This is a genomic window from Sulfitobacter delicatus, from assembly GCF_900102535.1.
Lineage (GTDB): Bacteria > Pseudomonadota > Alphaproteobacteria > Rhodobacterales > Rhodobacteraceae > Sulfitobacter > Sulfitobacter delicatus.
Map to the genome: position 1 here is coordinate 1 of NZ_FNBP01000005.1, position 24,815 is coordinate 24,815.

Here is a 24,815-nt window from a genome sequence, read left to right on the forward strand (position 1 = left end):
AGCCACGACGTCTGGCACGTCTTTATCGGACGAGGCTCTTGAGTCGTATTGTGGTCTGTTTTTGCCGTCTTATATGATCCCGTCCCGGGTTTTCGTTCTGGAGTCCTTTCCGTTGACGCCGAACGGGAAGCTGGATCGCGAGGCGTTGCTGAGGATTGCTGAGGACCTGGGGGGCAGGTCGGGATCCCTTTCGGATCCTGGGTCTGTCCTGGGTGGATCCGATGCGCTTCTGGGTCTGGTTGCCGAGGTACTGGGTCTTCCGACTGTCGGCTTTGAGGATCATTTTTTTCGCTTGGGGGGGCATTCGCTCCTTGCGACGCGTCTGGTGTCTCTGATCCGGTCCCGTCTGGGGCGGGATCTGCCGATCCGGGCGGTGTTTGAGCATCCGGTTCTGGCGGATCTGGCAGAGGTCTTGCGCGCAGCGCCGCGCGCCGGGCGTCCGCTGGTTGCGCAGGCGCGTCCGGCGCGGCTGCCGGCCACGCCGGCACAGGCGCGGCTCTGGTTTGAAGATGGCGCGGGAACGGGCGCGGGATCAGCCTATGTCATCGGGGTTTCGGCCGATCTCTCGGGGGCGCTGGACATCCCGGCGCTTTCGGCGGCCCTGGGCGATCTTGTCGACCGCCACGAGGCGCTGCGGACGCTGATCGAGGCTGAGGAGGGCGTGCCCTACCAGCGCATTCTCGCGCCGGGTGCGGCCGGGACGTTGCTGGAGGAAGAGACGGTAGCGGCTGCGGCTCTGGCCGACCGGATGGCCGGGTTTTTCGGGACGGGTTTCGATCTGGGTCGCGATCTGCCGATCCGGGCGCGGCTGTTCGGGCTTGACCCGGCGCGCCACGTTCTGGCGCTGGCGGTGCACCACCATGCCGCCGACGGTTGGTCGATGCGGCCGCTGCTGGCCGATCTTTCGCTCGCCTACGAGGCGCGGCGCGAGGGAGACACGGCAGCGCAGGTTCAGGCCCGGATGGCGGCCCGATCCCCTCTCGACGTGCAACCGGCCGACCATATGCTGTGGCGCGACGCGGCGCTCGGCCGGGCCGGAGAGGCCGACAGCGTCCTCGGCCGCCAGCTTGCGCATTGGCGCGAGGTCCTCGCGGGGCTGCCCGAGGAGTTGCCCCTGCCGCGGGATCGGGCACGCCCGGGCCGCGACGGCCCCGCCCCGGCGGGCCAGGTCGCGATCGACGTGCCCGCGCCCCTGGTGTCAGAGCTTGCCGGGCTGGCTGCGCGCCTGGGGGGCAGCCTCTACATGGTGCTTCTGGCCGGGCTAGCGGGGCTTTGTCGCCGCCTGGGCGCGGGCGATGATATCCCTGTCGGCGTGCCGCTTGCCGGGCGGACGGAGGCCGCGCTCGACCCGCTTGTCGGGCTCTTCGTCAATACCGCCGTCCTTCGGGTGGACGCCTCGGGCACCCCCGGCCTTGCCAAATTGGTGCGGCGCGCCCGCCCGGTCTGCCTGGCCGCCCAGACCCATCAGGACCTGCCCTTCGAGCAGCTTGTAGAAGCGCTGGCCCCGCCGCGCCGCGCCGGACGGCATCCGCTGTTCCAGACCATGCTGGCGCTGCACAACCAGCCGCCGCCCGACCTCACGCTCAATGGGTTGACGGTCGCCCTCTCCGAGCCCGCCCCCCAGGCCGCGAAGTTCGACCTGGATTTCGCGTTCACGCCGGGACCCGGCGGCATCCTCCGGGCCCGGCTGGTCCATGACGCGCAGATGTTCGACGCCACCACCGCCGAGCAGATCCTGCAGCGCTATCTGAGGCTGCTCGAAGCCGGGGCCGCGGCGCCCGACCGCGCCATCGACGCCTTGGACCTGACCTTGCCGGGCGAGACCGAGAAGGCCCGGGCCCTGGCACGGGCCGACCCCGGGGAATGGCCCGATCCATCGGCCGTCGGTACCCCGGCCGATGCGGCGGCGACGCTCACCGAGATGATCGACGCGGCGGGGGCCGCCCATGCCGGGGCCGTTGCGCTCGATCCCGGACCCGACGCCGGCGTCCCCCTCAGCCACGGTGCGCTCCATGGCCGGGCGAACCGCCTTGCGCGACGGCTTCTGGCCGAAGGCATCGGCACCGAGGACATCATCGCCCTCGGCCTCGCCGATACCGCCCTGCTGCCAGAAGCGGCGCTCGCCGTCCTGAAGGCGGGTGCCGCTTTCCTGCCGCTGCCAATGGGCGCGCCCGAGGCTCGTATCGCGGCGCTTCTGGACGCCGCCCGCCCCGTCCGGGTCCTGGCCGACGCCGGCGGGGCCGCGCGGCTGCCGGGGGCGCTCCGGCCGCTTCTCATCGATGGCCCCGCCTCGGCCGCGGCCCGCACCGCCCTGGACGACGCCCCGCTCACACGCGCCGACCGGCCAGCGATCCATCCCGATCAGGCGGCCTATGTTCTGTTCACCTCGGGCTCCACCGGCGCACCGAAGGGCGTCACCATATCCCAGGGCGCGATCGCAGGATATGTTCGGACCTTGGCCGGGCTTCTCGGCCCCGACACGGCCAGGATGCCGCTTTTCACGGCCCCGAGCTTCGATCTGACCCTGACCAGCCTGCTGGTGCCGCTCGCCACCGGGGGGGCTGTCGAACCCCATGATCCGGATCATCCCGAAGACGCCCTTGCCGCCATATTCGGGGCCGCAAGCCAGGTCACCGCAGTCAAGATGACACCGGCGCATCTGGCGCTTCTCGACGCATTGCCCCATGCGGTGCCGCCTCCCGCGCTCCAACATGTCATCCTCGGGGGCGAAGCGCTCAGCGCCGCCCAACTCGACCGTCTCGCCGCCCGACTGCCCGGGATACGGGTCCTGAACGAGTATGGCCCGACCGAGGCCACCATTGGCGCCGTCGCGGGATGGGTCACCGCCGCCGATGGCACACGCACGCCGATCGGCCGGCCCTATCCCGGCGTCACCGCCCATGTGCTTGACGAGGCACTGCGCCCCTGCCCCCCGGGCCTGCCGGGTGCGCTCTATCTGGGGGGAGTGGGTGTTGCGCGGGGCTATTTCGGGCGCCCCGAGCTGACCGCCGAACGCTTCATCGCCGATCCCACGGGCCCCGCCGGCGCACGGCTCTACCGGACCGGCGATCGCGGGCTCTGGGGGGCCGACGGGCGCCTGCGCTTCCTCGGACGCGAAGACGACCAGGTCAAGATCCGCGGCCACCGGGTCGAGCCGGGCGAGATCGAAGCCGCCCTGTCCGCACTCGATGGCGTCGCCGAGGCCGTGGTCATCGCCGTGGACGGCCCCGATGGCACCCCCCGTCTCGCCGCCTGGTACCGCCCCGACGAACCGGACAGGGACGGTTCCGTCGTCCCGGATCCCGACACGCTCCGCGCCGCGCTGGCCCGCCACCTGCCCGAGGCCCTTCTGCCCGAGGCACTGGCGCCCCTCGACCGCTTGCCCCTCACCGCCCACGGCAAGCGCGACCGCGCCGCCCTGCCGACCCCGGTCTTTGGCCGCACCGCACCGGTCTTCGCCCCGCCCGAAACCCCCCAGGAGCGCCAGATCGCCGCCATTCTGCAGGAACTGACCGGCCAAAAGGCATTGGGACGCGACGACAATTTCTTCCACCTTGGCGGGCATTCCCTGATGGCCGCCCGCCTGGTCGCCCGGTTGCGCCAGGAGACCGGGCGCGCCCTGCCGATCCGCGCCGTCTTCGAGGCACCGCGCCTGCGCGACCTGGCCCGCCGTCTGGCCGGGATCGCGCCGGATGACAGCACCGAACCGCTCACCGCCGATCCCGACGCCGGCGGCGAACCCTTCCCGCTTTCCCCGGTGCAAGAGGCCTACTGGCTGGGGCGCCAGGACCTCGTAGCCCTGGGCCGCGTCGCCTGCCATGCCTATACCGAACTGACCTTCGACACCCTCGATCCCGCCCGCATGCAAGCCGCCTGGCGCACCCTCATCGCCCGCCACCCCATGCTGCGCGCCCGCGTGTCCGCCGACGGCACGCAGGAGATCCTGCCCGTCGAGGACACCGCCGCGACCTTTGTCCTGCCCGTCGCCGAAGGCCCGGCCGAGCCCCAACGCGCGGCAATGTCCCACCAGATCCTGCCCTTGGGCCGCTGGCCGATGTTCGATGTGCGCCTGACCCGCGTGACACGCGACGACTGGCGCATGCACCTGTCGATCGACGCGTTGATCCTTGATGGCGAGAGCACCGCGCTGATGCTGGACGACCTGTTCGCGCTCTATCGCGACCCCGCCTCCCGGGACGCCGCCGCACCCGCAGCCGACGCCCCCAGTTTCCGCGACTACCTGCTGAACCAGGCCCGCGATCCCGCCCGCGCCGCCGACCGCGCCGCCGACCGGGCTTGGTGGGAAGCCAGACTGGATCACCTGCCGCCGCCGCCCGCCCTGCCGCTCGCCTGCGATCCCGAAAGCCTCGACGATCCCCGCTTCGCGCGCCTCACCGACCGGATCGATCCCGCCGACTGGGCCGCCCTTGCCGCCCGCGCCGCCCGCGCCGGGCTGACCCCTTCGGCGGTTTTGCTCACCGCCTATGCCCAGACACTGGCGACCTGGACCCGCGAAGCCGACTTCAGCCTGAACCTCACCGTCGGTGACCGCCGCCACGATCTGGGCGCCGGGGTCGACACCATGCTCGGCGTCTTCACAAGCCTCGTGCCGCTCGGCATGAAGGCAGCCCGCAGCGCGGCCTTCGAGACCCGCGCCCGCCGCCTGCAACACGACCTCGCTCAGGCGCTGGACCACCGCGCCTTTTCCGGTGTCGAGGTCCAGCGGCTGCTGGCGCAGCGTGCGGGCGAAACGGCCGCCGGGCTGCTGCCCGTCGTCTTCACCAGCCTGCTCGGCGAGGCCGGCTTCGATCCGGCCGCCCACGGGGCCCGGGTCGTCCACGCCATCACCCAGACCCCGCAAACTTGGCTGGACAACAAGGTCTACGAGATCGCCACCGCCGACGGCCCCGCCCTGACGCTGGACTGGGATGCCCCCCCCGCCCTCTTCCCCGAGGGCTTGCTCGCGGCCATGTTCGATGTCTACACGCGCCTCATACGCCGCCTCGCCCGTGACGAGGCCGCGTGGCACACGCCCCCGGCCCCGCTGCTGCCCGAGGCCGAGACCCGGCTCATCGCCAGCGCAAACGACACAAAAGCCCCCCGCGCCGACGGGCTGCTGCACGATCCCGTCCTCGACGCGGCCGCCGCCCATCCCGAGCGCATCGCCCTCGTCCACGGCACCGCCAGCATCCGCTATCGCGAGTTGGCCGCCCGCATCCGCGCCACCGCCCACGCGCTGCATCGTACCCTCTGCGCCGACGACCGCCTCGTGGCCGTGGTCATGGAGAAAGGCCCCGAACAGATCGTCGCCGCCCTAGCCATCCTTGCCACCGGACGCGCCTTCCTGCCGATCTCCGCCGGTCAGCCCGATACCCGCATCGCCGCAATCCTCAAGGCCGCCGGTGTCCGCATCGCCCTCACCCAGCCCGCCATCGAACGCGGGCGCGGATGGCAGAGCGCCGTCCTCCTGATCGACGTGCCCGGTGGACCGCCCGACACCGAGCCTGACATCCTGCCGGTCAGTCCGCAGGCGGGCCCCGACGACCTGGCCTATGTCATCTATACCTCCGGATCCACCGGTGCCCCCAAGGGCGTCGCCATCTCGCACCGCGCCGCCCGCACGACGCTCGACGACGTGACCCGGCGCTTCCGTATCGATCGGACCGCCCGCGGGCTCTGGGCCTCGTCATTCGAATTCGACCTCTCCATCTTCGATATCTTCGGCCTTCTCGGCCAGGGCGGAAGCCTCGTCATCCCGCCCCCAGACGCCGCCCGCACACCGGAATGCTTCGCCCGTCTCGTCCAGGACCACCGCGTCACCGTCTGGAACTCCGTTCCCGCCATCGCCGAACTGATGCTCCAGGCCGCACCCGCAACCGCCGACCTGACCAGCCTGCGGCACATCCTGCTTTCGGGAGACTGGATCCCGCTGGGCCTGCCGGGCGCCCTCGCCAAAGCCGCTCCGGACGCCGCCTGCATCTCCCTCGGCGGCGCAACCGAAGCCGCCATCTGGTCCATCGCCCATCCCATCAACCGCATCGACCCCGACTGGACATCCATCCCCTACGGACGTCCCCTCGCAAACCAGCGCATCCACGTCCTCAACGACGACCTCGACCCTTGCCCGGTCCACACGACAGGACGACTCCACATCGCCGGCGACGGCCTCGCCATGGGCTACTGGAACGACCCGGACCTCTCCGCAAAAAGCTTCTTCCATCATCCCGGGACACAAGAACGCCTCTACGATACCGGCGACCTCGGAACGCGCCTGCCGAACGGCGAAATCAAATTCCTCGGACGCGAAGACCACCAGGTCAAACTCAGAGGCTTCCGTATCGAACTCGGCGAAATCGAAAAAACCCTCGCAAAACACCCCAAAATCAAAAACGCCGCCGCCATAATCACAAAAAATCCAAGCAAAATCATCGCATTCGTGACGGGAGGCGCCAGCGAGACCGACTTGCGCACATGGTCTGATGCGCATCTACCCGACTACATGCACCCCGCAGATTACGTGGTGCTGCACGCACTTCCCCTGACGCCGAACGGCAAACTCGACCGCGCGGCACTGTCAGGGCTCGTTCCGGCGCGGAACCGCGCGCCCATCTCGCCCGGGACCCGCGCCGAGGCACTCGTCTGTTCCGTTGCCGCCGAACTGATCGGACTTTCCGAAGTAGGTCCCGACGAGAACTTCCTGCATCTCGGCGGCGACAGCATCCTTGCGATACGGCTGGTCAATCGCCTGAGAGAGGCGGGCGCCACGCTGAGGGTCCGGGACGTATTCCTGACACCGGTGCTGCGCGATATTGCAGGTCGGACCCGCTTCGAGGAGGGGTCGCGCACGGCATCCGCTACGCTTTCGCCGACGGAAGAACCGGCCCGGCAGGCGATCGCCACGCGGTTCCCCGATGCCGAGGCGATCTGGCCGCTCACGCCCTTGCAGGCGGGCCTGTGGTATCACGCGCAATGCACGCCAGAGAGCATCGATCCCTATCTTGTGCAGATACGGGTCGACCTCGGCGCGTCGCTTGACCCGCTCCGTCTTCGACACGCCCTCGATGCGGTCGTGGCGCGCCACCCGGGTCTCAGGGTCTCGTTTGAGACAGCGCATGACGCGGACGCGCCTGTCCAGGTCGTCCATCGCGACCGCCGCATCGACTGGCGCGAGGTGGATTTGCGCGGGAAAGCCGGTACGGTGGAAGATGCGGCCATTGCCGACATCGAGCAGCGGGACCGGTCAGAGCGCATATCGCCCTCCGGGCCATCGCTGATCCGCGCCACTCTGTTCCGTACCGGAACCTCCGGCCACGTTCTGCTGATCACCCAGCACCACCTTCTCGCCGATGGCTGGTCCAGCGGGATATTCATGCGCGATCTCTTCGACCTTTATCGGAACGAGGCGGACACAACGGTGCTGCCACCCGCCGCAAGTCCCGAGGCGTATCTGGCCTGGATCGCGCGCCAGAACAAGGTGCACCTGATCGAGACCTGGGCGCGGTATCTCGAGCACATGGAGGAACCAACGCTCGTCGCCCCGAAGATTCGGGCCGACCTGCTTTATTCACAAGACCAGATCGAACGCAGCGTCGTCGCCGATCTCGACAGAGACCTCGCCCATGCCGCGCAGACGCTCGGGGTGACCCGCGCCAGCATCTTCCAGACGGCTTGGGGCCTGTTGCTGGCCGGCGTGACCGGTCGCCGGGATATCTGCTTCGGTACTGTCAATTCGGGCCGCCACGCGCCGGTCGACGGTATCGAAGGCATGCTTGGGCTCCTCTTGACGACGACTCCTGTGCGGATGGCCGTCCAGGAAGGCGAAACCACCGGCGGCGTCATTCGGCACCTCCAGAGATCGCAAGCCGAACTTCTTGATGCGGCCCATGTTCCGCTTGCGGACATTCACCAGCGGCTCGGGATGCCCGCCCTCTTCGACACGCTCTTCACCTACGAAAACTACCCACTCCAGACCAACCCCGACCCGGCGACCGGCGGCGAACTGCCGGTCACCGGGATCAGCGGCCGCAACGGCAATCACTACCCGCTCAGCCTTGCCGTGATCCCGGGCGACGAAACCACCCTCAGGCTTCATTTCGCTCCGACGTTGATCGGCTCGCACCGCGCCAAACGCCTGATGTCGCAATATCTCGCGGTGCTGGCCTGGCTGATCCGGAACCCCGACGCGGCAGTGCTGGACTATCCGACGCTCTTCGAGGGAGAGGCCGAGCGGATACTGGCGCAATCGCGTGGCGCAGGGACCGTTGAAGAGGTGGCATATCTCGTCGACATCTTCGCGGCCGCGGCCGGAGCGCGGCCCCGGGCACTGGCTGTCGCCAGCGGTCGGGACCGGCTGACATATGCGGATCTCGACGCACGCTCCAATCAACTCGCCCGCCTCCTGATTGCCCGGGGCATCGGTCCCGAGAAGCTCGTGGCTGTGGCCTTGCCCCGGTCGTGTCGGTTCATTGTCGCGATGATCGGGGTCATGAAGACAGGGGCGGCGTTCCTGCCGGTCGATCCTGCCGAGTCCTCGGAACGAAGCACGTGGATCCTGGACGCAGCCGCGCCTGACATCATCCTCGGAATGGGCGGGTTGGATCTCGACGCGGTGGACATCCGGGACGCCCTCGACGCACATTCGTCCAGTCCGCTTGAAGATCGTGAGCGCCTCGCGGCCCGGCATCCCGATCAGACGGCGTATCTGATCTACACGTCAGGCAGCACAGGCCAGCCGAAGCCTGTAGCAGTGCCACACCGCGGCCTGCCCAACCTTGCGAGGGTCCAGTCCGAACGGCTGGGGATTGGACCGGAAAGTCGCGTCGCGCAACTTGCAAGTGCGGGCTTTGACGCCGCCATCAGCGAAGTGGCCATGGCCTTGACCCGGGGTGCGGCCCTGGTCATCGTTCCGGACACGGCGCGGGCTGGCAAGCCGCTTGCGGACTTTCTTTCGGCTCAGGCGATCACGCATGTTACGATCACTCCGACGGCGCTTTCGGTCACGCCTCCGGTGTCCCACGGTCTCGAAGCTCTTGTCGTGGCGGGCGAGGCGGTCGCGCGATCCCATATCGCGCCCTGGGGCGACGTACCTCTGATCTTGAACGCCTACGGGCCCTCCGAGGCCACGGTCTGCGCAACCATGGGCAAGGTGACCGCATCGGACGGCCCGCCACCGATCGGCACGCCCATCGACAACGTTTCCGCCTACGTGCTCGACGACCGGCTGCGGCTTTGTCCCGCTGGCCAAAGAGGCGCGCTCTACCTAGCCGGGCCGGGATTGGCCCGGGGGTATCGCGGCCGGCCGGGCCTGTCGGCCCAAAGGTTCGTGGCAGATCCCTTCGGGCCGCCGGGCGCGAGAATGTACCGGACGGGCGACTTGGCCGTCTGGAATTCCGAAGGTCAGCTCTGTTTCGAGGGCCGAGAGGACGAGCAGGTGAAGATCCGGGGGCACCGGATCGAACCGGCCGAGATCGAGACTGCCCTGCTCGCGAACGATGCAATCGCGCAAGCCGCTGTATCGACGCTTCCCGACAGCGACGGCAATTCGCGTCTGATCGCCTGGATCGTCCCCGAGCGTGGCTCTGAAGCCGTCATCGGGATGCGGGCGTCCCTGCGGGCGGAACGCTTGGGTGACTGGGCGAAGCTGGAGGAGACATTCGAAAACCCGGACGCTCTCACCGAGGATCCGGCCTTCGACACCCGCGGCTGGACGAGCAGCTTCACCGGCCAGCGGCTTCCCGACGCCGACATGCGCGACTACGTCAGCGCCACGGTCGCCCGGATAGCGGATCTGAAGCCGCGCCGTGTGCTCGAGATCGGGAGCGGTGCGGGTTTGATCATGTTCCCGCTTCTCGGTCTCGTCGAAAGCTATGTCGGCACCGACGCGTCGGGCAGGAATATCGAGCGCCTGAACGCGCTTCAGGCGGACCCGGAACTTCGGCATCGCTTTCCCGGCCTGGGCCGCGCGCGCTTCCGGCATGCCGCGGCGCACGACTTTCAGAAGATCGAAGGCGAGCGTTTCGACACGATCATCCTGCCTTCGGTGGTGCAGTATTTCCCCGACGCCGACTACCTCCAGACCGTGGTGGACGGTCTCATGAAACACCTGCTCTCTCCCGGAGGCTCGGTCTTTTTCGGAGACGTCCGCAGCCTGCCATTGTCGTCGGCATTGAACACGGAACTGTTGCATTGCGGAACGGCGGGCGTTGCACCGCCGGACCTGACCGAAGACCGGGAACTGGCACTCGATCCGGGCTTCTTTCACGCCCAGCGGTCGCGTCATGGCCGAATTCGTGCGGTGCAGGCCATGCCAAAGGCCATGATCACCCGGAACGAGTTGTCGCGGTTCCGCTTCGATGCGGTGATCACGACTGGGGGCGCGATCCTGTGCGACGACGCGCTCGAATGGCATGGCGCGGAAGACCATGGGCTTTCCAACCTCGCCGATGTCGCTTCGGCGCTTGCGAAACAACCGGCGAACCTCGCAATATCCGACCTTGGGAACGCCTGGGTTTCAGATGGTGGCGTCGATGTCTCCGCTCTTTTCGAGTTGGCGCGATCACGGGGCTACAGGCTTGACCTGTCCCTGGTTCCTGGTGCGGAAGACGCGCGTTTTGACGCGGTGTTCCGGCGGTCACACGCAAGACTGCCGAGCATCGACTGGACCAGGCACCGGAAAGCCGCAACCCGGTACGGGTCGGTGTCGAACGATCCGTTGGCAGCCGCCCTGCTTCGCGAAATCCGCGATCATGCCGACGCGCTCTGCCAAAAGAACCTGCCGGAGGCAATGCGCCCCGCGCGCATCGTCGTGGTCGACGAACTGCCGAGATTGCCGAGCGGGAAACTTGACCGTCGCAAGCTGCCGGACCCCTGGACGGCCGCGGATGGTCGGTCTGTTGAACGTCCGGCAAGCCTGCGCGAGCAGGTCTTCTGCGAGACAGCGGCAACGATACTCGGACTTTCTCGCGTCGGTCCCGAGGATAATTTCCTGACCATCGGCGGCGACAGCATCAGCGCGATACGTCTCGTGAACCTACTTCGACAGCGCGGGTTCGAAATCACGGCCCGCGACGTGGTGCTGAACCCTGTCATCCGGTCCCTCGCGGCCACCGCAAATGAACTCGCCGAGGTTGTGCCAGCCGCCGACGACCCGGACACCGGACCGGTCCCCGACACGCCCATGCTGCGCTGGCTGATCGGGCGCGGTGGTCCAATCGACCAGTTTCGTCAGGCCATTCTGCTTCAGGCACCGCCCGACCTGAACCTCGCGGCCTTCGAGCGGGCCGTCGCGCATGTGATCGAGAAGCACGGCATGCTGCGCGCGCGCCTTGCGGCGGACGGGACGGTCGATGTCGCTCCTTTCGACACCGGAGCGGCGAGGCGCGCGGTCAAGGTCATGCCCTCCGGGATGGATGTGGAAACCGTGTTCGGGGCCGAGACGCTCTCACCTTCCGACGGGGACATCCTGCGTGCGATTGTTCTACCCGGTGCCGAAGGCGGGGTCGCGCGGGTCCTCCTGGTCGCCCACCACATCGCAGTGGACGCAGTGTCATGGCCTATCCTGTCCGAGGATCTTGCCCGGGCCTATCTTGCGGCCCTGCGCGGCGCGCCAATGCCGCCGCGCCGCAGTCATGCAACCTTCCGTCGATGGGCGCGGACGGTCGCGTCTGACCTGTCCCGCTGGCAGACCCAAGGCGACTTTTGGAAAAGCCAGATGAGGTCCGATTTCGATCTCGTGCTGGCTGCCCCTCTCGACCCCCGGCGCGATACCGTTGCGGCTGCCGACCACCTCGACATCGTCCTGCCCACCGAAGTCACGACCGCCCTTCTGCATCGGATCGCCGGGTCGGCGCGTGCGAAGCCGAACGAACTTTTCCTCACGGCCCTCCTGATCGCCGCGAATGCCTGTCACGACGGCGACGCGGCCCCGCTTCGCGTAGCCATCGAGGGCCATGGCCGCGACATGCAGCCGGGCGATCCCGACATCAGCGCGACTCTCGGGTGGTTCACCGCGCTCTACCCCCTGCGCCTCGACCCCGGCGACATGACTCGGCTCGGCACGGAGGATGCCGACACGGTCGTCACGGCGCTGAAACGGGTCAAGACGTGCCTTGCGGCAGTACCCGATGGCGGTCTCGGTTACGGAGCCCTGCGCTGGCTCGACCCCGACGGCGCCGAGGTTTTCCGAGAGGATCCCGCCCCCGAGATCGGTTGGAACTACCTCGGTCTGGTTCCTGTCCCGGCGAATGGTGCCTGGCAGCCCGCCCCGGAACGCCCGGGCCTCTTCGGCGAGGCCGATGCCGACTGGCCGTTGCCACACGCCATGAACATCAACGCGATGATCCTCACGGATCCCGACGGGCCTCGCTTCGAGGCATCGCTTCGCTTCGCTCCCGCCGCGGTGGACCGCGCCCGCGCCGAGCGTCTGGTGCATTTCTTCAGCCGGACCCTGACCACGCTGTCCAGGGCTGGCGGGCACAAGGCGTTGCCCGGACTATGCAGCCACGAAGTGCCGGGGCTGGCACTTTCCCAATCGACGATAGAGGATCTCGAACGTCGGGTGCCGGATCTCACCGAGATCTGGCCGCTGTCGGGTCTGCAGGAAGGCTTGGCCTTTCACGCGCGTGAACTCGTGGGGCCCGACCCTTACCATGTGCAGGTGATCTGCGACCTAGACGGCCCGGCCGATCCCGATCGACTCGAAAAGGCACTCCAGACTCTCCTCGATCGGCACGAGGCATTGCGCCTCTCACTTCAGGATACCCGCGAACTCATATCGGTTCTCGCGCTTCAAGCCGGCGTGAGGTTGTCGCTCGAGATAAGCGACCTGTCGGCTCTCGACCCATCGGACGCCGAGAACCGCAGCGCCGAGATCGCCCAGGCGGACCGCGCCACCGCCTTCCGGCTCGATAAGGCCCCGCTGATGCGTGCGCATCTCCTGATCCTGGGACCCAGGCGGGCCCGCCTCGTCTGGAGCTTCCACCATATCCTTGCCGACGGCTGGTCAGGGGCGATCCTGCTCGATGAACTGACCTACCTCTACGAGGCCGCAGAGGAGGCCAATCTGCCTTCGCCGCCTTCCCTGAAGCCGCTCATCGTCCATCGCGCCGGTCTTGACATCTCGGCGGCCAGGGCAGCCTGGGAGAGATATCTTGACGGGTTCGACCCCCCCGAGGTGCTCGGCGCCACGGGCGAGGCGCTAGAGAGCCGCCGCCGGCTTCCCCCTCGGCTCGTCGAGCACCTGGAACGGGAGGCCAAGGCAAGGGGCGTCACGCTTGCGGCCGTTCTCCAGGGCGCTTGGGCGATGATCCTGCAAAGGACCTTTGATCTCGGGGAGTTCTGCATGGGGGTCGTCCAATCCGGGCGGCACGAACCGGTCGACGGGATCGACCGCATGGTCGGGTTCATGATCACGACGACTCCCCTGCGCGTTCCCGCCGCCCAGAAGGCCGGTTTCTTCGACACGGCGCGCCGCCTACAGGAAGACCTCGCGCGACTTCAACCCCACAGCACCCTGCCCCTCGACCAGATTGGCAAGTCTGTCGGCGGGCCGCTCTTCGAAACGCTCTTTGCCTATGAAAGCTTCGACACTCCGATGAAAAAGACTGCCGTCACGGCGAAAGCCCTGACGGTGGCGCACACTGAAAGCGTTTCGCACTATCCGCTCGCCCTCGCCGTCGTTCCGGGCGAGACGTTCGAGCTGCATCTCCAGTTCCGAGGGGGGCTCGTCGACGGCGACAGAGTGTTGGAACAACTGGAGTGCTTGCTGGAGACAGTCGTGAAAGGGCCCGGGGTGGCGACCGGCGCGCTGGAGTTGCTTCCGGCCAAAGAGCGGCGGCAGATCCTGTCGGACTTCGCCGGGGCCCCGGCGGACTTCGAGGACAAGACACTCGTAGAAGTCTTCGAACGGCAGGTAGCGCAAACACCCGACCGCATCGCCGTGACGCAGGGAACCATTCACCTCAGCTATGCCGAGCTGGATCGCGCCGCGAACAGGATGGCGTGGGCGCTGATCACTTCCGGCGCGGGGCCCGAACGGATCGTGGCACTTTGCTTGCACCGCGGGATGGAACGGATCGTCGCCATGATCGCGGTTCTGAAATCCGGTGCCGGCTATCTGCCAATCGAACCCGATGCGCCCGCCGATCGCGTGGCCTCCATGGTCGCCGACGCGGCCCCGGTCGCGGCGATCTGCGCCCCCGATGTCGAGCTGGGGCTTGCGCCGGTCACGTTCCGACCGGGGACCGTCGAAACGGATGCGATGCTTGCATCCATGGACGAACGCGCGCCCCGGGACGCCGATCGCATCGGTCCACTCGCCCCCGAAAACCCGGCCTATCTGATATTCACCTCCGGCAGTACCGGCAAACCGAAGGGCGTCATAACCTCGCACCGGAACGTGATGCGGCTCTTCACGTCAAAGGGCATGGACTTCGACTTCGGCCCGGACGAGGTCTGGACGATGGTTCATGATTACTCCTTCGACTTCGCAGTCTGGGAATTGTGGGGGCCGCTCCTGTCCGGTGGTCGTCTTGTTGTCGTGTCGCGGGCCGAGGTGCTAGACCCCGACGCGTTTTGCGGGATCATCGCACGCGAAAGGGTGAACGTGCTGAGCATGACACCGTCCGTTTTCGCGCGGCTTGTTTCGGAACGACGGCATCCCGAGCAACCGCTCCCGCCCTCCCTGCGAACCGCACTCGTCGGAGGCGAGGCATGGGCACCGGATCGGATTGCGGGCAACCTTGGGGGATTCGACCTCCGCAACGTCTATGGCCCCACCGAAGCCACCATTTTCGCCAGCCTCGGCCAGCCGCTTGACAGCGTCGATACCGATCCCGCCATCGGCTGGCCGCTTCCGAACACCCAGGCCTACGTTCTCGACCGTCGTCTGCGTCCTTGTCCGATCGGGGTGACGGGTGATCTTTATCTCGCCGGCGTCGGTCTTGCGCGCGGCTATCTGAAGCGACCCGGCCTGACGGCGACGCGTTTCGTGGCGCATCCCTTCGGCCCGCCGGGCACGCGTCTTTACCGCACGGGCGACAGGGCGGCCTGGGACGCTGACGGCCAGCTTCGGTATCGCGGCCGTACTGACGCGCAGGTCAAGCTTCGCGGCTACCGTATCGAACTGGGCGAGGTCGAAGCCGCGCTTGCCGGTTTGCCGGACGTCACCGGTGCCGTCGCCGATATCCGTCCCGCAGCCGACGGGGCGCATGCCCAACTGGTGGCGTGGCTCGAGTTTCCGGGGGACCGCCCCGACGCCATGCCAGACACCCAGAGCATCAGGAAATGGCTCGCCCTGCGCCTGCCCGCCTACATGATCCCGAGCGTTTTCGTGCCGGTATCGCGCCTGCCGTTGACGAACTCCGGCAAGGTGGACCGCGCGGCAATTCCCGCACCCGCGCCCATCGCGAGCGGAACCGCAGAGCCGGGCGCACCCCTGTCCCCGCTTCAACGCATGCTGTGCGACCTCGTCGGACGCCTTCTGAACATCCCTGCCCCGGGACTTGCAGAGAATTTCTTCGACCTCGGCGGAAATTCCCTGACGGCTGCGCGCCTCTGCACCGCGGTGCGCGACCGGATGGGGCAGGACCTGCCTGTCGAAGCGGTCTTCCGGTCCCCCCGGCTGGATGATCTCTGCAAGGCAATCGGCCTTGCCCAAGATGCCACAAGCGCGTTCTCGCCGATCCTGGCACTGCGGGGCGAGGGCGACGCGCCCCCCATTTTCTGCCTTTACCCCGGGCTCGGCATCGGTTGGCAATACGCCAACCTCCTATCGACGATACCGCCGGAGCGTCCCGTCATCGCCCTGCAACCGCCAGCCCTCTCCGGTGCCTGCCCCGTCGCCGAGAGCTTCGACGAGATCGTGACAACGAGCCTCGATGCACTGCTGTCGCAACAGAGCGAGGGACCCTACAGCATCCTGGGTTGGTCTTTCGGCGGAGTCGTCGCCCATTCCGTAGCGACGGAGTTGCAGGCTCGGGGAGCCGTCGTCGAGAACCTGATACTTTTCGACAGCTACCCGATGCCGCGCGAGGCTGAACCGGATTACGGCGATATCGACGCCCTGTGGCGCGATGTCGCCCTCGGCGCCGGGCTTCATCTGGCCCCCGGAACGCGGAACCTGTCGGCAGAGCGCATCAGGGAACAGGCGCGGCGGGCCGAGCATCTTCTCGGCGCGTTCACGCCAGACCAACTCAATGCGCTGCGCGATCAGCTCAGGACAAACACCCGCCTTTTGCCGACGGCAAGGCTTGTTCCCTTCATGGGTGACATGACGCTCATCACGGCGGAGCTTCAGACCGGCGATCTGGACAGGAGTGCTGCGAACCCCGCGCTCTGGAGGCCGTTCGTAAGCGGGCGGGTCATCCGGATTCCGCTTCAGGCGGAACATCACAAGATGCTGTCACCCGACGCCCTTCGCCAGATCGAGGGGCTCCTGTGATGGACTTTCCGGTGCAGAAGATCGCCGCCTTGGCGTTGACCGAGGGGGCAAATCTATCCTCGGTCAGCCATCCGCTGGTGATCGAAGCCCCGGTCGAGGCGAAAGCGATGGCCGACGCGCTGGAACAGGAGGCCCTGAGGTTGTCGCCCCGCCGAATTCTGCGAGTCGATACCGATCCTGACGCCATACTCACCCGGCTCAAGGACGGAAAAGGCGCGCCACCGCCGGGCAGGCAACAAAAGGAAGCCCGGGAACTGCTGGCCGGAGTGGCCGCGCGGGTGCGTGTCGTCGCACCCAGGCCCGACTTGCTGGACGGCGTCCCGGTCAAAGAGCTGCTGCGACTGCACGACACCGTCGCGGCCGACGTCAACGAAGCGGTGACAGCCCTGTCGCGTCGGCAACCTGTCGACATGTCCATTCCCTACCCAACCGAGGCATGGGCCACTCGCGTTTATCCCGGCCTTGGTTCGAAAGACGCGCTCGACCGCCTGTCGCACGCGCTCGCGCGCAGCTTCCTTCTGCACCTCGATGATCCTGGAGAGGCGTGGAAGCGGCGAATTTGGTTCAAGGATCGGGTCATCGGCGAGATCAGGAGACTACGTTTGACAACGCTCGCATTAAAGGGAAGGCGAACCGAGCTGGAAATTGCTCTCGAACCTTCGGGAGACTGGCTTGGCAAGACCCGGTACGCTTTCTACGGCCTCGGTTTTCAAACCGCTTTTCCTGTCGGCGGCACGTCGGCACAAGTCGCGCGTCCCGGCAGCCACGGCCATGTCCACATCAACCGGCCGCTCACGCTTGCCGGGAGGCGAGTCAGCGGTCTCGACCTGACGATCCGGGACGGGCTGGTCACTGTCGAGAACGCAGCCGAAGGCGGCGAGATCCTGGAAGCTTTCCTGCGTGACTCGCCTGCCACGCGGCAACTCGCAGCCGTGTCCCTGCCGGTTTCGGGGCATTTTTCGGCACCCGGGAACGACGTCTTCTGCAATCCGATGATGGACGCCACGACGGCCTGCGGGTTGACCCTGACAGACCCAGAGACGGCCGGCGCGCTGCGCTTCGATCTCTTTTTCGACGACGACCTCACGATCGAAGGCACGGACGAAAACGGGTCGGTCCATGAATTGGATTCGTTGCTCAGCTCGCCGGAGGCCCTGAAGGCACGGACGAAAGAAATGGGCATCCTGGGATACGAGGATTGCCGCGTCGGCGACCTCGACAACAAGCTTCGGGATGGCTTGACACTCATCGAGAACGGAAGGATCGAAGACGGTATCGCCGCCCTTGTCGAAACCGAAAGCCTCGCCCGGGAATGCTTTCGCCAGTTCAGGATCAGCGCTGCCGACTGGGAAAGCAGGTATCAGCAGATGGATCGACTGAAGATCGCCGAAGCGGCAAGGAATGCAATCGAGAGGGCGCAAGGCGACACTGACTAACCCGCTCACCGGTCTTCGTGGACCTCGCGGGATCGGTCGGTCCGACGTCTCAGTCGGTCGATCACATCTGAAATGGCGGAAGAGCGCGATGCAAACTCTGCCGCATTCAGGGCCTCGCGTTCAGCGGCAATGGTCCGCGCCGGGTCAAGGCACCCGGCCAGTCGTTCCAGCCAACCGCGCATGGTCTCGCGCAGGTCGTCTTCTTCCGCCTCGCCACCGTCGACCGACCAGACGGCCCGTTCACGCAAGCCCGGTTCGATCTGCGAAAGCCGGTGCAGTTCGCGTTGCAGTAATTCCGCCACCGTCAGGGGCTTCAGACTGATGGTAAGGTGCAGCGATTCCTCATCGGTACAGACCGCCGAATGCATCGCACCGCGTGGAAGATACAGCACATCGCCAACCTTCACGGTATGTGTTTCGGCCTCTCCCAACGGTTGGAAACGCTCTGGTTCCCATGCGACATCGGGATCTGGCAGCGGCACGCGATTGCTGTACTCGTGGTACAGTGACCATTTCTTGGAACCGGCGACCTGAAGAATGAAGACGTCGGTATTGTCGAAATGAGGCGGAAAGCCAGCAGTCGCCGGGGGCGTGAGATAGAGGTTGATCTGCGACTTTGCCGCGTATACCCGGGACACTGTTCTGGTGAAGGCCGCGAGCATCGGAGAGGAGCGATCAATATCCCGCACACGCAAGGTCGCACCCTTGGCGATATACTCCGCCGACACGTCGCTAACCCGGCGATTGCTTCGGTGATGAATGTCCATAAGGCGCAGGATATGGCCCCCGTGAAAAATATCCGTCCCCTCGAGTGGCGCATCAGGCCCGTCAAGCAACTTTTCAAGTGCAGACAGGCACATCAAGTCGCGCGCCGCCTCCGGGTCAAGCGCGCCACTGAACGCCTGCGCACGACGTTCTCGAATCTTCGTATCAAAGAATTGCACGCCGCCCGGCCCGGTCAACCGGATTGCAAGCGCCGTCAAGTCGTTCGTCTTCGTCATTGGTCCACTCCAAGCTACCTTTGTCGCCAGTTGCGTGCGCCCTCACCGTGCAACCGCATCCACTGCATGTACACTGAACCGCACTTACCTGTCCGACGACCTGTATACGCCAAGAGCGTATGGCGCGATGCTAGCAGGGGCAGACCCATTCCTTCAGCTTGGGTTCAACCTTCTTCCGAAGGAGAGTGACGAGTTCTGGATCGCCGCGTTCGAATTCGTCCGGAATGTACAAAGCGATGATCCGATTGTCCCGAGGGCGTTTCTTGAACTTCTTTCTGATCTTCTCGCGATGATGCGCCTCCATGGTAAAGATCGCGTCAGCGGTCTCCACGAGTTCTTTCGTCAAAACTCGCGGCGCTGCGCTGTCCGTACCTGCTGAAACAACGTCGATGCCCGGCCAGTCGCTGAAAATGTCTTCCGCTGTAGGTGATCGCAGACGGTTCGCTGTGCAAACAAAAACAACTGTGAATTTACGGTTCATGTGTGTCGCCCGGTCCTTCATGCATAAGCGGGTTGCGAACGGTAGGGTAATCCTCTTGTCGGAAAAGGGAAATGCAACGCAGAGCCCATAGCGCCAAGGCAACTTGTAAACCATTGGCATTTGAACAAGCGACCTCGAAGCCTTTGAACTGCCGTCGATGGTACATGCGCCGTCCCAACTTTGTGGAATATGTGTCGATCCAATCGCGTCACCCGCAAGACCGGGCTTCGCCATGACTCGCCAGAACAGCCTGTTACTCGATCAAAACTTGAACATAAACCGCACACGAATCCGAACAACTATCTGATTCGAAAGACAAATCGCTACCATCCATCATCGGGCCGCCTCTCGTTCTAACATATTGTTTTATAGTATATATTCTTTATCGGGCAGAATTCTGGCGGCGGAAATGACTACGCTGGATTACGGCGCAGTATGCCAGAATTTGCCCCTCTACGACGACACGTTGCACACACAGTGCACACGAAAATGTGGTCTGCCGCCATATCCCCTGCAGTGCCTGCCGGAACCAGCAGCTCCGTCTTTCTCGATGCGATGCTTGGCGAGATGAAAGAAGGCGATGCAAGCAGGAACGCTGAAGTCATGCGCCTTCGACCAGGAGGCCGCGCTAAAGATTCGATGGGATATCGATACAGCTTCAGCTCACTGCCGCGATTGCACTGCTTACGCGAATTTCCCACGTAAGCACTAGGTCCACAAATGCGCGGAAGTGTAAGTTATTGATTTATATTGTTTTTTGGCGCACCCGAGAGGATTCGAACCTCTGGCCTCTGCCTTCGGAGGGCAGCGCTCTATCCAGCTGAGCTACGGGTGCATACCGTTCGCGAGATGCTTACGCTATGCTTACGCGAGAATTTCGTCGGCATGAAGAGCAAACCCGACATTCGCTCAAACCGTTGTTTAGTCACTTCTTTCTTCCAACACAACCAAGCATCACCAGCCTTGACTTCTGCCTTCGGAGGGCAGCGCTCTATCCAGCTGAGCTAAGGGTCCACTGAGGGGCGGTATAGCCAGCCCGCGCAGGGCCTGCAATGGGAAATCAAACCGCAGGCCCCGGGAAGTTTAGGCGAAAAGGTCGTGTGCCAGTTCGAGGGCGTCAACCAAGACATCGACCTCGCCGCGGGTGTTATACATGCCAAAGGACGCACGGCAGGTGGCCGAGACCCCCAGATGGTCCATCAGCGGCCCCGCGCAATGGTGCCCCGCACGCACGGCGACGCCCTTTTTGTCCAGCACGGTCGAAATGTCATGCGCATGGGCGGCACCGTCGAGGGTGAAGCTGAAGATCGCTGCTTTGTCCGGCGTGGTGCCCTGAAGGTTCAGCCAGTTCAGCCCCCCGAGCCGCGAGACGGCATAATCGCGCAGATCGTCTTCATGAGCGGCGATATTGGCCATGCCGAGGTCCATCATGAACTCCAGCGCCACGCCGAGTCCGATGGTCGCGACGATTCCCGGCGTACCCGCTTCGAACATCATCGGTGGGTCATTATAGGTCACCGTTTCCTTGCTCACGTCGCGGATCATATCACCGCCCCCGATGAAGGGACGCATCTCGGCCATACGCTCTTTCTTAATATAGATCGCGCCAGACCCCGAAGGCCCATAAAGCTTATGACCGGTAACTGCATAGAAATCACAGCCGAGGTCTTGCACATCCACCGGCATGTGGACCGCGGCCTGGGACCCGTCGACCAATACCGGTACGCCGCGTTCATGCGCTGCTTTCGTGATCGACTTTACGTCAACTTTGGTGCCCAACACATTGGAAAGATGAGAAATTGCGACAAGCTTCGTCTTCGGTCCAATCGCATCAATAACCGCCTGCGGATCGAGCGCACCACTGGCGTCCACATCGACCCATTTGAGGACGACCCCCTGCCGTTCGCGCAGGAAATGCCAAGGCACGATATTCGCGTGATGCTCCATCACCGACAGCACGATCTCATCGCCCGCTTCCATGCGCGGCATGGCCCAGCCATAGGCCACAGTGTTAATGCCCATCGTGGCGCCGGTGTTCAGGACGATTTCATCCTCCGACCCTGCGTTCAGAAAGCGTGCAACAGTACCGCGGACGCCCTCATACTTGTCGGTCGCAAGATTAGAAAGATAGTGCAAACCACGGTGAACATTGGAATATTCCATTGCATAGGCCTGTGTCACCGCATCGATCACCACCTGCGGTTTTTGCGCCGAGGCGCCGTTGTCGAGATAGACCAGCGGCTTGCCATTGACCTCCCGCGACAGGATTGGAAACTGCGCCCGGACGGCTTCAACGTCGAACATGACTTACACTCCTTGGGCGGTCAGCCCGATCAATGACAGCAGAAAGCCGAGGCCCAGCAAAACCCCAAGCGCCGCGCCCGCCAAGACGGCAGCGGCATGAAAAAGGCCCGGCAGGTTGAGGATTTCCGCCACGAAGTTGAGCAGTATCCATAGCCCCCAAAAGGTCACCACCAGCGATGCCAAGAGGGCCGCAGCCGGCAGTACGAGGGTCAGCACCAGCACCCCGATTTGCGCCACAAGACGCAGACCTTGGAGCCAGACGACCGTGGCCAAGAGGGTCTCGGTCCGGCCCTGCCCACCCATCGCGCGTCCGACCCAATAGAGCGCATGGACGTAGAGCACCATCAGCCCCGCCAGCAGAACAAAAAGCGCCAGCGGCATCTGGAAATAACCCGGCAACTCCATCGCCGGAGGGGCAAGCACGAAGCCACCCGAAATCACAAGCGCGTTCAGCGCTGCGATCAAAGCAACACCGGTCCAGATGACGTCACGGCCCAGCGGCAACGCTGCGATCATCGCAGCAGCTGCCCGAGGGTCGCGCAGCGTGGTACGCACAAGCGGCATGAGAGACTGCGCAACCATCTTAGCCCCGCACCGCCGCCAAAAGGCCCGAAAGCCAGAACCAAAAGAAAACGCCCAGCCAGATCACGCCAACAATCTGCGCCTGCAGCCCCGGTCCGATGAAACCAAGCGCAAGGCCCATGAGCAGCAGCAACGGCGATGACGCCAGCAGCGACCACACCAAAGTGAGACGCACAGCATAGCCGCTTACCCGCTGCCCCGAGACGCGTGTAACGGCCCAGACCATCGCGGCGAAAACATAGAGCAGCAGCGGCATCACGAAGATCCAGAAGAACGCGCTCCAGTATTGGCGGACCGAAAGCGGACCTTCTGGGTCAATATGCGCAGCGCGTGCCTGATAGGGCGAGAGCGCCACGAAGATCAGCAACCCCGCCATCAGCGCGAACATCAGCACGCGCACTTCGTTGCGCCCCTGCGAAAGCAGCCCCGACACCACTTTGCCGGGGCCACGATAGGTCGCAACGATATCGCTGGTGACAGCCATCAGGCGCTACGACGCTCCAGCCAAGCGCTAAGGCGCCCGGTGATCTCTTCACGTAGACCTTCGGCCTCAATCTCCTCGACTGCTTCGGCGAGGAAGGCGAGCGTCAGCAGGTCAGTTGCCTCGGCGTGAGACACGCCGCGCGCGCGCAGGTAGAAGAGCGCCTCTTCGTCGATCGCACCGGAGGTGGAGCCATGCGAACAGGCCACATCATCGGCGTAAATCTCAAGCTCGGGCTTGGCGAGGAACTGGCTGTCGCCGTCCAAGAGAAGCGACTGGCTGATCTGATAGCCATCGGTCTTCTGAGCGCCTTCTTTCACAAGGATCTTACCCTGGAACACGCCGGTCGCGCCGTTACGCAGGACCTTCTTGAAGACCTGACGGCTTTCGCAGTTGACCGCGTCATGGGTGATGAAGACCGTGTCGTCGTGGTGGAAATCGCCGTCCCCCACGCAAGCACCAGCGACATGGGCCGAAGCGTCATCGCCGGTCAACTCGATCACACACTCATTGCGTGTCATTGCGCCGTTCACGGTGACGGTGAAGCTTTTGAACAGCGACTCCGTTCCGAGACGGGTAAACACATGGGTCGCCGCGCGGCGTTCATGGTCGCGGCCCTGCGCGCGGACATGGTGAAAGCGCGCTGTGTCGGCCACGTCGACTTCCATGACGGTGTTGAAACGTGCCGCCGCCGGGCCGTTCTCCAGCAGCGTCACTTCGGCACCGGCATCAAGCTTCACCACATGGTGCAACATCGCATCAGAAGTCTCTGATTTATGTTGATAAACCAAGTTGATCGGCTTGCTTGGCTTGCCGGTCACATGGATCAAAACACCATCCGTCGCAAAAGCCGTATTCAGCGCAGCAAGCGGGCGGACGACCGGGCTTTGGCCTGCCTTCTCCAGCGTACCATAGAGGTCACGCGCCCAATGTAGATCGGTTGTGGCCGTGGCCAGCCGTTCGATGCTGACACCTTCGAGCGACAGATCGTCAGAGGCTTCGGCGTCAAACGCGCCGTCAACGAAAACGATGCGCAGACGCTCGGTGTCGTCAAACAAGGGCGCGTCGCCGTGGTCAAACACCGCTGCGGGCAGCGGTTCGGCCTGTGTCAGCGTGTCGGGGCGGGTGAATTTCCAGTATTCATCGCGCCGCTGCGGGAGGCCCATCGTGCGCAAACGCGCCAGCGCGTCTTCGCGTGCCGCCTGCGCCCAGCCACCCTGCGGCATGCTTTGCCGCGCGATCATCGCCTCGGTCGGGGTTTCTTGCAGTTTCGCTTCGGCCATTACGCCACCTCGGCGAGGATGTCGGCGTAACCGTTGTTTTCAACTTCGAGCGCCAGCTCAGGGCCGCCGGTCTTGATGATGCGGCCATCGGACATGATGTGCACAACGTCGGGTTTGATGTGATCGAGCAGACGCTGGTAGTGGGTGATCACGAGGAAACCGCGGCCTTCGGTGCGCAGCGCGTTCACGCCTTCGGCAACTAGTTTCATCGCATCGACATCAAGGCCCGAGTCAGTCTCGTCCAAGATGCACATCTTTGGCTCAAGCATTGCCATCTGCAAGATTTCGTTGCGCTTTTTCTCACCGCCCGAAAAGCCCATGTTGACGGGACGCTTGAGCATATCAGCGTCGATCTTCAGATCCTTCGCTTTGGCGCGGATCACCTTGAGGAAGTCAGCCGCCGACATTTCCTCTTCGCCGCGCGCCTTGCGCTGTGCGTTCACCGCGGTGCGCAGGAAGGTCATGTTGCCGACGCCGGGGATTTCGACCGGATACTGGAACGCCAAGAAAAGGCCCGCCGCAGCGCGCTCTTCGGGCTCCAGATCCAGCAGGTCTTCGCCTTCAAGCGTGGCGGAGCCGTCGGTGACCTCATAGCCGTCCTTGCCCGAGAGCACATAGCTCAGCGTGGACTTGCCCGAGCCGTTCGGCCCCATGATGGCGTGCACCTTGCCAGCTTCGACCTCCAGATCGACGCCTTTGAGGATCTGCTTGTCCTCTTCTTCCAGTTTCACGTGCAGGTTTTTGATGCTCAGCATTTCGGTCTCCTTCTGGCGCCGGGTCGCGCCGCAATTGTCATTATTTCAGTGTTT

Annotated in this window: 9 protein-coding genes and 1 tRNA gene; 2 read left to right on the forward strand and 8 right to left on the reverse strand. The window is 65.0% G+C overall.

Annotated elements, in window-relative coordinates:
- The first annotated feature begins 73 nt into the window (after positions 1 to 73).
- Together BLS57_RS10375 and BLS57_RS10380 are read left to right on the forward strand one after the other, a co-directional pair.
- The gene (locus BLS57_RS10375) at positions 74 to 16,438 is read left to right on the forward strand and encodes a non-ribosomal peptide synthetase (RefSeq protein ID WP_167356406.1); all 16,365 of its coding nucleotides are present in this window, start codon (positions 74 to 76) and stop codon (positions 16,436 to 16,438) included.
- Complete coding sequence (locus tag BLS57_RS10380) at positions 16,438 to 17,874, forward strand: aminopeptidase (RefSeq protein WP_093741950.1); 1,437 nt, start codon at positions 16,438 to 16,440, stop codon at positions 17,872 to 17,874. The genes BLS57_RS10375 and BLS57_RS10380 overlap by 1 nt, the downstream gene beginning before the upstream one ends.
- A 5-nt stretch (positions 17,875 to 17,879) precedes the next feature.
- Here the strand turns inward: BLS57_RS10380 and BLS57_RS10385 are convergent, their stop codons facing one another.
- The 8 genes from BLS57_RS10385 to sufC all read right to left on the reverse strand — a co-directional run bounded on the left by BLS57_RS10385 (position 17,880) and on the right by sufC (position 24,761).
- Positions 17,880 to 18,875 (reverse strand): JmjC domain-containing protein, encoded by a 996-nt coding sequence (locus BLS57_RS10385; protein WP_093741952.1) that lies wholly within the window; start codon positions 18,873 to 18,875, stop codon positions 17,880 to 17,882.
- 130 nt (positions 18,876 to 19,005) lie between these two features.
- Complete coding sequence (locus tag BLS57_RS10390; RefSeq protein WP_093742359.1) at positions 19,006 to 19,356, reverse strand: hypothetical protein; 351 nt, start codon at positions 19,354 to 19,356, stop codon at positions 19,006 to 19,008.
- Between the two features lie 758 nt (positions 19,357 to 20,114).
- A tRNA-Arg gene (locus BLS57_RS10395) sits at positions 20,115 to 20,191 on the reverse strand.
- Between the two features lie 248 nt (positions 20,192 to 20,439).
- Positions 20,440 to 21,660, reverse strand: coding sequence for a cysteine desulfurase (locus BLS57_RS10400; protein ID WP_093741954.1), 1,221 nt, complete (start codon positions 21,658 to 21,660; stop codon positions 20,440 to 20,442).
- Between the two features lie 3 nt (positions 21,661 to 21,663).
- Positions 21,664 to 22,224 carry a YIP1 family protein gene (locus tag BLS57_RS10405; protein ID WP_244153661.1) on the reverse strand — a complete coding sequence of 187 codons (561 nt, stop codon included), beginning with the start codon at positions 22,222 to 22,224 and terminating at the stop codon, positions 21,664 to 21,666.
- A gap of 19 nt (positions 22,225 to 22,243) precedes the next feature.
- Positions 22,244 to 22,726: a hypothetical protein gene (locus BLS57_RS10410; RefSeq protein WP_093741958.1), complete on the reverse strand. Its 483-nt coding sequence runs from the start codon at positions 22,724 to 22,726 to the stop codon at positions 22,244 to 22,246.
- Positions 22,726 to 24,006, reverse strand: a complete 1,281-nt coding sequence (locus BLS57_RS10415) for a SufB/SufD family protein (RefSeq protein WP_093741961.1) — start codon at positions 24,004 to 24,006, stop codon at positions 22,726 to 22,728. Before BLS57_RS10415 ends, BLS57_RS10410 begins: the two co-directional genes overlap by 1 nt.
- Positions 24,006 to 24,761 (reverse strand): Fe-S cluster assembly ATPase SufC, encoded by a 756-nt coding sequence (gene sufC / locus BLS57_RS10420; protein ID WP_093741963.1) that lies wholly within the window; start codon positions 24,759 to 24,761, stop codon positions 24,006 to 24,008. The genes BLS57_RS10415 and sufC overlap by 1 nt, the downstream gene beginning before the upstream one ends.
- Positions 24,762 to 24,815: the final 54 nt, after the last annotated feature.

What these genes read in the sequence shown, in the direction of transcription:
- BLS57_RS10375 (WP_167356406.1), top strand. Translation starts at nt 74, where the DNA reads ATGATCCCGTCCCGGGTTTTCGTTCTGGAGTCCTTTCCGTTGACGCCG.
- BLS57_RS10380 (WP_093741950.1), top strand. Translation starts at nt 16,438, where the DNA reads ATGGACTTTCCGGTGCAGAAGATCGCCGCCTTGGCGTTGACCGAGGGG.
- BLS57_RS10385 (WP_093741952.1), bottom strand. Translation starts at nt 18,875, where the DNA reads ATGACGAAGACGAACGACTTGACGGCGCTTGCAATCCGGTTGACCGGG.
- BLS57_RS10390 (WP_093742359.1), bottom strand. Translation starts at nt 19,356, where the DNA reads ATGAACCGTAAATTCACAGTTGTTTTTGTTTGCACAGCGAACCGTCTG.
- BLS57_RS10400 (WP_093741954.1), bottom strand. Translation starts at nt 21,660, where the DNA reads ATGTTCGACGTTGAAGCCGTCCGGGCGCAGTTTCCAATCCTGTCGCGG.
- BLS57_RS10405 (WP_244153661.1), bottom strand. Translation starts at nt 22,224, where the DNA reads ATGCCGCTTGTGCGTACCACGCTGCGCGACCCTCGGGCAGCTGCTGCG.
- BLS57_RS10410 (WP_093741958.1), bottom strand. Translation starts at nt 22,726, where the DNA reads ATGGCTGTCACCAGCGATATCGTTGCGACCTATCGTGGCCCCGGCAAA.
- BLS57_RS10415 (WP_093741961.1), bottom strand. Translation starts at nt 24,006, where the DNA reads ATGGCCGAAGCGAAACTGCAAGAAACCCCGACCGAGGCGATGATCGCG.
- sufC (WP_093741963.1), bottom strand. Translation starts at nt 24,761, where the DNA reads ATGCTGAGCATCAAAAACCTGCACGTGAAACTGGAAGAAGAGGACAAG.